The 7344-nt window shown below is 73.2% G+C and carries 7 protein-coding genes and 1 pseudogene; 6 read left to right on the top strand and 2 right to left on the bottom strand.

Annotation, left to right across the window (positions count from 1 at the left end; translation table 11 throughout):
- Positions 1-45 precede the first annotated feature (45 nt).
- Positions 46-1842 carry an AMP-dependent synthetase/ligase gene (locus TR48_RS19625; protein WP_042369107.1) on the bottom strand — a complete coding sequence of 599 codons (1797 nt, stop codon included), beginning with the start codon at positions 1840-1842 and terminating at the stop codon, positions 46-48.
- Positions 1843-2034: 192 nt separating this feature from the next.
- On the opposite strand from TR48_RS19625, the gene TR48_RS19620 reads away from it, so the two are divergent.
- The 6 genes from TR48_RS19620 (at position 2035) to TR48_RS19595 (ending at position 7060) form a co-directional block, all read left to right on the top strand.
- Positions 2035-2802 (top strand): metallophosphoesterase family protein, encoded by a 768-nt coding sequence (locus TR48_RS19620; protein WP_042369105.1) that lies wholly within the window; start codon positions 2035-2037, stop codon positions 2800-2802.
- Positions 2803-2902: 100 nt separating this feature from the next.
- Entirely contained in the window at positions 2903-3343 is a 441-nt protein-coding gene (locus tag TR48_RS19615) for an SRPBCC family protein (protein ID WP_042369103.1), read from the top strand.
- Positions 3343-4560 carry an ArsA family ATPase gene (locus tag TR48_RS19610; protein ID WP_236652227.1) on the top strand — a complete coding sequence of 406 codons (1218 nt, stop codon included), beginning with the start codon at positions 3343-3345 and terminating at the stop codon, positions 4558-4560. The genes TR48_RS19615 and TR48_RS19610 overlap by 1 nt, the downstream gene beginning before the upstream one ends.
- A gap of 36 nt (positions 4561-4596) precedes the next feature.
- Positions 4597-5103 carry a DUF5304 family protein gene (locus TR48_RS39010; protein WP_052442795.1) on the top strand — a complete coding sequence of 169 codons (507 nt, stop codon included), beginning with the start codon at positions 4597-4599 and terminating at the stop codon, positions 5101-5103.
- A gap of 138 nt (positions 5104-5241) precedes the next feature.
- The gene (locus tag TR48_RS19600) at positions 5242-6180 is read left to right on the top strand and encodes an ROK family glucokinase (RefSeq protein WP_042369101.1); all 939 of its coding nucleotides are present in this window, start codon (positions 5242-5244) and stop codon (positions 6178-6180) included.
- Positions 6181-6268: 88 nt separating this feature from the next.
- Positions 6269-7060, top strand: a complete 792-nt coding sequence (locus TR48_RS19595; protein ID WP_042369099.1) for an endonuclease/exonuclease/phosphatase family protein — start codon at positions 6269-6271, stop codon at positions 7058-7060.
- A gap of 46 nt (positions 7061-7106) precedes the next feature.
- On the opposite strand, the pseudogene TR48_RS43390 reads toward TR48_RS19595, so the two are convergent.
- Positions 7107-7344 (bottom strand): annotated as a pseudogene (locus tag TR48_RS43390) (hypothetical protein); the annotation flags it as partial.

Raw genomic sequence — 7344 nt, 5'->3', positions numbered from 1 at the left:
GGGGGGGGGGGGGCCGACGGCCCCGCCCCCCTCGCCGTCACGGCGTCACTTCGCGTACAGCGCCTCGATCTCGGCGCCGAAGTCCTTCATCACGACCGCGCGCTTGAGCTTGAGCGAGGGCGTGAGGTGCCCGGAGTCCTCCGAGAGCACCGTGTCGATGACGCGGAACTTCTTGACCGCCTCGGCGTGCGAGACCGCCGCGTTGCCGTCGTCGATCGCGGCCTGGAGGGCGGCCAGCAGGTCGGCGTCGTCCTTCAGGTCGGTGACGGTGGCCTGCTCCGGCTTGCCGTGCAGCTGCTTCCAGGTCGGGAAGAACTCCGGGTCCACGGTGAGCAGCGCGGCGATGAACGGGCGGGCGTCGCCGACGACCATGCACTCGCCGACCAGCGGGTGCGCGCGCACCCGGTCCTCGATCACGGCCGGGGCGACGTTCTTGCCGCCCGCGGTGACGATGATCTCCTTCTTGCGGCCGGTGATCTTCAGGTAGCCGTCGTCGTCGAGCTCGCCGATGTCGCCGGTGGCGAACCAGCCGTCGTGCAGGGCCTCGGCGGTGGCCTCCGGGTTCTCCCAGTAGCCGGTGAAGACCTGCGGGCCCTTGAGCAGGATCTCGCCGTCCTCGCCGATGCGGGCGGCGGAGCCCGGCAGCGGCTGGCCGACGGTGCCGATCTTCGGCCGGTCGTGCGGGTTGAAGGCGGTGGCCGCGCAGGTCTCGGTCAGGCCGTAGCCCTCGAGCACGGTGAAGCCGATCCCGCGGTAGAAGTGGCCGAGCCGCTCGCCCAGCGGCGCGCCGCCGGAGATGGCATGGGTGGCCCGGCCGCCCAGCGCGTTGCGCAGCTTGCTGTAGACCAGGGCGTCGAACATGCGGTGGCGCAGCTTCAGGCCGAGCGAGGCGCCGCCTTGGGTGTCCAGCGCGCGGCTGTAGGCGATGGCGGTCTCGGCGGCGCGGTCGAAGATCTTGACCTTGCCGTCCGCCTGTGCCTTGGCGCGCGCGGCGTTGTAGACCTTCTCGAAGACGCGCGGCACGCCGAGGATCAGCGTCGGGCGGAACGAGGCCAGCTCGGCGGTGACCTCCTTGAGGTCCGGGACGTGGCCGATGCGGATCGGCGCCATCGCGGCGGCGATCTCGGCGATCCGGCCCAGCACGTGCGCCTGCGGCAGGAAGAGCAGGATCGAGGCGTGGCCCGGCCGGAACAGCGGCTCCAGGCGGGCGGTGATGTTACCGAGCTCCGACATGAAGTTGGCGTGGGTGAGCATGCAGCCCTTGGGGCGGCCGGTGGTGCCCGAGGTGTACACGATGGTGGCGACGGTGTCCGGGCTGAGGGTGGCGCGGCGCTCGTCGACGGCGGCGTCGGAGACGTCCGCCCCGGCTCTCGCCAGTTCCTCGAGGCCGCCCGCCTCCAGCTGCCAGACCTGCTTGAGCTGCGGCAGCCGCTCGCGCACCTCGGCGATGACGGCCTCGTGCCGCGGCAGCTCCGCGACGCAGGCCACCGCGCCGGAGTTGCCGAGGATCCACTCGACCTGCTCGGCCGAGGACGTCTCGTACACGGGGACGGTGACGGCGCCGGCGCACCAGATCGCGAAGTCCAGCAGGGTCCACTCGTAGCGGGTGCGCGCCATCAGGCCCACCCGGTCCCCGGGGCCGACGCCGACGGCGATCAGGCCCTTGGCGGCGGCCCGCACCTCGGCCAGGAACTGGGTGGCGGTGCGGTCCTGCCAGGCGCCGTCGACCTTGCGCGCGACGAGTGGCAGGTCGGGATACCGCTCGGCGTTGGCATGGATGAGATCGGTGAGGTTTCCGCCGCTCGGCACCTGGTAGAGGGCCGGAAGGCTGAACTCGCGCAAAGCTTGCTCCTCGATCATCTCGCGCCGTCCGGCCAGGGCTCTGCTCCATCTACCGACCTGGGCGCTGCCACGGCGACGCTGCTGGGACGCCAGGACGTTACTAGCGGGTAGGACCAAAGGGGTAGATGTACCGGCCAGGTGTTTCCAGGGTCACACTGCTGCCCAGCGTAGTGGGGGCCTAGGGTTGGGCCCATGCGGGTCCATGTGGTCAGCGACGTGCACGGCAACAGCGAGGCGCTGGCGCGCGCCGGGGAGGGGGCGGAGGCACTGGTCTGTCTCGGTGATCTGCTGCTCTTCCTCGACTACGCAGACCACAGCCGGGGCATCTTCCCCGACCTGTTCGGCGCGGCCAACGCGACCGAGCTGGTCCGCCTGCGCACCGAACGCCGCTTCGAGGACGCGCGCGCCTTCTCCGCCGAGCTGTGGGCCGGCGTCGGCATGGACCGCGCCGACGCCATCGAGGGCGCCGTGCGCCGTCAGTACGCCGAGCTGTTCGCCGCCTTCCCCGCGCCCACCTACGCCACCTACGGCAACGTGGACCTGCCGCGCCTGTGGCCGGAGTTCTCCCGGGCCGGGGTCACCGTGCTGGACGGCGAGACCGTCGAGCTCGGCGGCCTCGTCTTCGGCTTCGTCGGCGGCGGGCTGCCGAGCCCGATGCGGACCCCGTTCGAGATCACCGACGAGGAGTACGCGGCCAAGGTCGCGGCGCTGGGCCGGGTCGACGTGCTGTGCACGCACATCCCGCCCGCAGTCCCGGAGCTGACCTACGACACCGTGGCCCGCCGCTTCGAACGCGGCAGCGAGGCGGTGCTGGAGGCGATCAGGGAGACGCAGCCCGCGTACGCCCTCTTCGGCCACGTGCACCAGCCGCTGGCCCGGCGGATGCGGATCGGCCGGACCGAGTGCGTCAACGTCGGCCACTTCAACGCGACCGGCCGCCCCTGGGTTCTGGACATATGAGCACCGGAGACTGGGCGCTGAGCGGGCATGCGGACGCGATAGCCTCTTCGCGGCAGCAGTAAGAGGCAGCAGTAAGAGGTCGAGAGGCGGAGGCCACCCGATGGCGGAGCACACCAGGTCGAGCACCACGATCGAGGCCGGCCCCGCCGCGATCATGGCCGTGATCGCGGACTTCGCCGCGTACCCGGTGTGGACGGGCGAGGTCAAGGAGATCGAGGTCCTGGCCGAGGACGCCGGCGGCCGCGCCGAGCAGGTGCGGCTGCTGCTGGACGCGGGCGCCATCAAGGACGAGCACGTCCTCGCCTACACCTGGGACGGCGACCGCAAGGTCAGCTGGACCCTGGTCAAGAGCCAGATGCTCAAGTCGCTCGACGGCTCCTACACCCTCACCCCGGCCGGCGGCCGCACCGAGGTCACCTACCAGCTCGCGGTGGACGTCAAGATTCCGATGCTGGGCATGATCAAGCGCAAGGCCGAGAAGGTCATCATCGACCGGGCGCTCGCCGGTCTGAAGAAGCGCGTCGAGGAACTCTCCGTCTGATGCCCTCCGCACCCGCGATGCCCCGGCTGGTCCTGGTCACCGGCTCGGGCGGGGCCGGCCGCAGCACCGTCGCGGCCGCCACCGCCGCGCTGGCCGCCCAGTCCGGGGAGCGGGTGCTGCTCGTCGCCGCCGACGACCCGCACCGCGCGATGGACGGGCTGCTCGACCACCGGCTGGGCGGCGAGCCCGCCCGGATCGGTCTGGAGCCGGGCCTGTTCGCGCTGCGGCTGGACGAGCAGACGTCCTTCCGCGCGGCCGGTCTTCGGCTGATGGAGCGGGCCGGGCCGCTGTTCGACCTGCTCGGCGTGGAGCCGCTGGAGGCGGACGAGCTGTCCGCCCTGCCGGGCGCGCACGAGCTCGCCCTGCTGGACCTGCTGCGGACGCTGCCGGGCACGGCGGCCGAGGGCGCCCGTGGGTACGACCTCGTGGTCGTCGACGCCCCACCCGTCGCCCAACTGCTGACCGCACTCGCGCTGCCCGCGCAGCTCGACGCCTACCTGGCCCGGCTGCTGCCGGACGAGCGGCAGGCGGCCCGCGCGCTGCGCCCGCTGCTGGCCGGTCTCGCGGGCGTGCCGATGCCCGCGCAGTGGCTCTTCGAGGCCCGCGCCTGGGCCTCCGCCGAACTGGCCGACGTCCGGGCGGCGTTGGACGCGCCCGGCACCACCGTCCGCCTGGTCGTGGCCCCGCCGCGCGGCCCGCGGGCCCGCGCGGCGCTGCGCGCCCTGCGGGCCGGACTGGCCCTGCACCAGCTGCCGCTGGAGTCGGTGATCGTCAACGGCGCCAAGGCGCCGAACGCCGACGACTGGGCCGACCGGACCGCCTGGGGCGGCGTGCCCGTGCACGCCGTGGCGGACCTCGGCCGCGAGCCGGAGCGCGGCGACCTGTTCGAGCTGGCCGAGCCCGCCGCGCTGGCCGCCTGGCCGGAGGGGCCGGTCCTGGCCGCCCGCGAGGCGACCGCCTGGGCGGTCTCGGACCGGCTGGACAGCTCCGACGGGCAGCTGGTCTGGCACATCCCGCTGCCGGGGGCCGAGCGCGGGGATCTCGACCTGGTCCGCCGGGGCGACGAACTGCTGCTCGGCGTCGCGGGCAGCCGCCGCGCCGTACCGCTGCCCTCGGCGCTGCGCCGGTGCACCGTCGCGGGCGCCGCGTTGCGCGAGGGGGAGCTGACCGTGCGTTTCGCACCCGACCCTTCCCTGTGGCCCGCCTCTCCCAGGTAACGTCGAAGGCGTAGACGCCGACGAGGGGAGTGGGTCATGAGCATGGCCGAGGACAACGCCGCGGAGCGCAGCGGGGACGTGTGGGCGGAGGCCGTCGCCGAGTTCGCCGAGCAGGAGCGGCAGGCGCCGCCGCGGCCGGAGGAGCACACCGCCCCCGCCGTGCCCGAGGACTACGTGCCGGCCGCGGACGCCGAGGAGGTCGAGGAGACCGGGGCGGGCGCGCACCAGGACGCCGGAGCGGAGTCGCCGTTCGGAGCGGAGCTGCCGTTCGGCGCCGAGCTGGGCCCGCTCGTCGAGGAGGTCCGCCGGTTCGCCGGGGCGGTCAGCGAGAAGGTGTCGGCCCTGAGCGCCGGTCAGAGCGACCCGATGGAGGTGCTTCAGGATCTCGCCGCGCCGCTGCGCAGCAAGAGCCCCGCCGTCTACGGGCACCTGCTGGCCGCGGGAGGCGAACTGATCGCGGCGTACCGCGCTGCGGTTTCAGCCTCCGAACGCCGGTGGGCCGCGCCGAAGCAGAACGGGACCGAACACATCGACCTGGACTAGACCTCGTCAGGCCGGAGCTGACGCAGAACAGGGAGATTTGTTTTCGACTTGTGAAGTCGCGCGGAACACTCTCGCCTTCCTGTCTTCGGCTAATGTACGGTACCGCCCAGCGGGGATCCACCGGAGACTGAGGGACACATGGGACTCACCATCGGCGTCGACGTCGGCGGCACGAAGATCGCGGCCGGGGTCGTGGACGAGAACGGGGCGATCCTGGCGCGCACCCGCGTGCCGACGCCCGCCGATCCGCAGTGGGCCGTCGGCGCGATCGCCGACGCGATCAAGGAGCTGCGCGAGGACCACGAGGTGGTCGCTGTCGGGGTCGGTGCTCCCGGCTACATCGACCGCGACCGTTCGACGGTCCTGATGGCGCCCAACATCGCCTGGGAGAACGAGCCGCTGAAGGCCCGTATCGAGGATCTGGTCCATCTCCCGACGGTGGTCGAGAACGACGCCAACGCGGCCGCCTGGGGCGAGTTCCGCTTCGGCGCCGCGGCGAGCCACCAGGACATGATCATGGTCACGGTGGGGACCGGCATCGGCGGCGGCATCGTCATCGAGGGCCGGATGCACCGCGGCAGCTTCGGCGTGGCCGGCGAGATCGGCCACCTGAACATGGTGCCCGACGGCCTCCCCTGCGGCTGCGGCTCCAAGGGCTGCTGGGAGCAGTACGGCTCCGGCCGCGCCCTGCGCCGCTACGGCCGCGAGGCCGCGGCCGCCGATCCGGTGCGCGGCAAGCGGATGCTGGAGCTGAACGAGGGCGTCGCCGAGACCATCACCGGCAGTCAGATCACCCAGGCCGCCCAGGAGGGCGACCCGATGGCCCTCGAGGTCTACGACGAGCTGGCCGACTGGCTCGGCCGCGGTCTGGCCGACCTCGCCTCCCTCTTCGACCCGGCCGTCTTCGTCCTCGGCGGCGGCGTCTCCGACTCCGGCCGCCTGCTGCTGGACCCGGTCGCCAAGGCCTTCGCGAAGTACCTCATCGGCGGTGTGCACCGCCCCCGCGCGGAGGTCGTCCTCGCCACGATCGGGTCCGCCGCCGGCATCATCGGCGCGGCCGACCTCGCCCGCGTCTGATCCCCGGCCCCGCGCGCTGCAGATCTTCACACGACGTGCCCGCACCGATTCCCGGTGCGGGCACGTTCGTTTTGCCAGACTCGAAGGCATGGACCCGCTTCGCCGGCAATCGCGACGCACGGACGCCTGGGAGCTGCCGGCCTCCGGGCCGCAGCCGGACGGCTCGGAGATCGTCCGGGTCGTCAGTTACAACATCCGCAGCCTGCGCGACGACCGCACGGCGGTGGTGCGGGTGCTGCGGGCGCTGGAGCCGGACCTGGTCTGCGTCCAGGAGTCGCCGCGGTTCTGGTTCCCCCGGCCCCAGGCCGCCTGGCTGGCCCGCTCGGCGGGCCTGATGGTCCTCAGCGGCGGCAGGTCGGCCGCGGGCCCGCTGCTGCTGGGCCGCCTGCGGGCGGTGCCGCTCTCCACCCACGACGTCTGGCTGCCTCGCCGTCCGGAGCTGCACCAGCGCGGGTTCGCCACCACGGTGGTCCGGTTGGGCGCGGCCGCGCCGTTCTCGGTGACCAGCTGTCACCTGTCTCTGGACGGCCAGGAGCGGTACGAGCAGTTCCAGCTCCTGCTGGACCATCTCGACGGCCTCGGCGTGGCCCACTCGGTCGTCGGCGGCGACTTCAACGAGCACCCGGGCGAACGGGGTTGGGATCTGCTGGCCGGGCGGCTCCAGGACGGCTGGGCGACCCGCCCGTGGGGGAACGAGTTCAGCAGCGTCCCGAAGAACCCGCACCAGCGCATCGACGGCGTCTTCGCCACCGCCGACGTCGAGGTGCTCGCCTGCGGCGTCGCGGGCGAGGGCTTCCCGGGGCTGAGCGGGAGGGACCTCGTCCTCGCCACCGACCACCTGCCCGTCCTCGCGGCGCTGCGGGTGCCCGCGGCGGCCTGAACGCGGCCGCCTGCCGCCTCGGTGCGCCGGTCCGTGCGCCGGAGCGTCAGACGACCGCGCCGTGGTTGGGGTCGTCGTCGTGGTCGTCCGGGTCCGGGTCCTTCATCCGGGCCACCAGCGTCGCCACCGCGCCGGCCACGGCGCACACGCCCAGGAACGTCGCCATCTCCGGCAGCTCGCCGATGCCGCCCAGCAGGATCAGGGCGATGCCGACGACGAGGGCCAGCAGCGCCAGCTTCGTCGCGGGCTGCGCCTGCGGCAGCGGCGGAGGCTCCGGCGGGGTG

This window comes from Streptacidiphilus neutrinimicus (assembly GCF_000787815.1).
In the GTDB taxonomy this organism is placed as follows: domain Bacteria; phylum Actinomycetota; class Actinomycetes; order Streptomycetales; family Streptomycetaceae; genus Streptacidiphilus; species Streptacidiphilus neutrinimicus.
This window is presented reverse-complemented; position numbering and strand designations above follow the sequence as displayed.

Coding starts and splice junctions, on each gene's coding strand:
- TR48_RS39010 (WP_052442795.1), top strand. CDS start 4,597: ATGAGCATGGCCGAGGACAACGCCGCGGAGCGCAGCGGGGACGTGTGG.
- TR48_RS19615 (WP_042369103.1), top strand. CDS start 2,903: ATGGCGGAGCACACCAGGTCGAGCACCACGATCGAGGCCGGCCCCGCC.
- TR48_RS19610 (WP_236652227.1), top strand. CDS start 3,343: ATGCCCTCCGCACCCGCGATGCCCCGGCTGGTCCTGGTCACCGGCTCG.
- TR48_RS19595 (WP_042369099.1), top strand. CDS start 6,269: ATGGACCCGCTTCGCCGGCAATCGCGACGCACGGACGCCTGGGAGCTG.
- TR48_RS19600 (WP_042369101.1), top strand. CDS start 5,242: ATGGGACTCACCATCGGCGTCGACGTCGGCGGCACGAAGATCGCGGCC.
- TR48_RS19620 (WP_042369105.1), top strand. CDS start 2,035: ATGCGGGTCCATGTGGTCAGCGACGTGCACGGCAACAGCGAGGCGCTG.